This window comes from Vulcanisaeta sp. EB80 (genome assembly GCF_002078205.2).
In genome coordinates this window covers 1-2,078 of record NZ_LCWN02000141.1, presented here as the reverse complement: position 1 = coordinate 2,078, position 2,078 = coordinate 1, and the positions used below count along the sequence as shown (strand labels likewise).

Sequence of the window (2,078 nt, the reverse complement as noted above, 5' to 3'; positions counted from 1 at the left end):
ACCCATGGTTGATGGCAGGTCCCGCAATAGCATCCGAGATCAGGGGTAAGTCAGCCATTAAGTTTAACGTACCTACTGCTGCGATTACAACAATGATCCTGGCGACGCTAGGTTTCGAAGCCCTCTACTATTCGCTAGGTTTTAAATTCACTACGGAGGCTCTCGCAAACCCCAATGTTAATGCAATCCTTAATTTCTGGACCGTGGCCATGGCGATTTCAAATAACGCAATTATCAAGTGGCTCATAGGCCTATCCTCGGTTGTTTGGTACCTGGCTGTTTTGGCTTATGGTGCGATTGTTGTTGTTAGGTATTGGTTTGCCCTAGCCTTTGATAGGGTCTGGCCAAGCGCATTCGCCTACCTAAGTCCAAGGTTTGGAACACCAATATACGCACACCTAACAGACCTAGCCATAACGGCAGCACTAATAGCAGCGGCTGGTATACTATACCAAACATTCACGGCATTGTATGGCGCCGTTGTTGAGGCAATAATATACTACATGGTGGTTGGTATCGCCGCCACCATAATAGCCACACTGAGGTACTCGTCATTTAACATGGGTAATAGGGTCAGGGCATTGTTAGCATTATTTGGTGCCTTAATGGCTGGTGTTATGGCTTACCTGACCTATGAGTTTCTAGCCTACCCACAGATATGGGGAGGCAATTGGCTGGCCTACGGTGTGGAGTTGGGCGCAGTCATACTTGGGGTATTAACGTACCTGGTGTCTCGTTACATAAATCTAAGGAGGTATGGCATAGATATATCGGCAGTATATACGGAGATACCCCCTGAATAATTATGCGTTAATTACTATCTTTCCTCTATTTTGCTTAAATTACATTTTATCTATTCGATCTATTTCTACTGTCTCACTAGAAATAATGGAGATCGTTAAATTATCAATTATTAGATAATAGATAATATTTAAATATTGAATAAAAACAACAGCCCATATGGCAAATAGTGCTGTTTGGCTAATCGTGGGTTTAATAGTGGGTTTGGTGGTTGGTTTTGCAATAGGTTATGTTACAGTTCCACCTAAAGTCGTTACAAAGACGGTAACTAAGTATGTCAATGTAACAGTGTCTGCCGTATCTACGGCGCCCTTTGTTGTTGGTGCGGCTGGTACGTTGAAATTCGCCTTCGGCGACATATTAAATGTCATGCAGAGCATGTACCCAAGCATAACCATAGCGCCACCATTGTTTAAGGGTAGTGGTGAGGTTGCCCACACAGAGGTTACAACGCAGCAATTCAGTGCCGTGGCTTCGGCGGACACAACAACGATACCCTCCGTATTATTCCCAAACTATACCAATTATGAAATTGCCTTCGGAGTTACACAGATGGTTATTATTGTGAACCTAAACACAACAGCTGGTCAGGAGGTATATAGTCTCTGGCAGCAAGCCCAGTCATACCCACCACTCTCCGCCCAGTACAACGCGACTTGGCAGGAGATTTGGAATATAATAGCCCTTAACAGTAGCACTGTTGTTGGTGTCTCCAACCCATTCACAGACCCATCGGGCTACCAGGCACAGTGCGTAGTTAAACTGGCTGGCCTTGCATTCTTCAATAATGCATCCTACCTATACGATGCCATATACACGAACCCGAGTAAGTACATGATGAGGAATACTGAGATTGACCTATTAACGTTAATGGCGGCAGGGCAGGTTGACTTCATATTATCCGCGTACGAGAGTAATGCAATACCGCAGACTAGGGAGTATCAAAACATGGTCTTTATAACGTTACCACCTTTCATAAACCTCGGTAATTTAAGCTACGTTAATTACTACCACCAGGTTAGTGTAACCTGGACTGAGAACGGCGTCACAAAGACGTTCGCCTGCAACCCCGTGGTTTACACGATGACAATACCATTCCAGGCACCTAATAAGCAGGCAGCTGAGTACTTCCTACTCCTACTCTTCAGTCCAATAGGTCAGGAGATAATGGAGGAGAATGGCATTAAGCCAATAGTGCCGGGCATTGTTTACGGAAACTACAGCGCGGTGCCAAATGTAATTAAACCCTTTGTTGCACCATTGAGTCAATACCCACA

At 44.7% G+C, this 2,078-nt stretch carries 1 protein-coding gene and 1 pseudogene; both read left to right on the top strand.

The features are described 5' to 3' along the window. Positions 1-803: pseudogene (locus tag B7L70_RS12595) on the top strand (APC family permease); the annotation flags it as partial. Positions 804-960: 157 nt separating this feature from the next. Then, on the top strand, positions 961-2,078 hold a 1,118-nt coding region (locus tag B7L70_RS12590; protein ID WP_081228466.1), incomplete at its 3' end, for a substrate-binding domain-containing protein.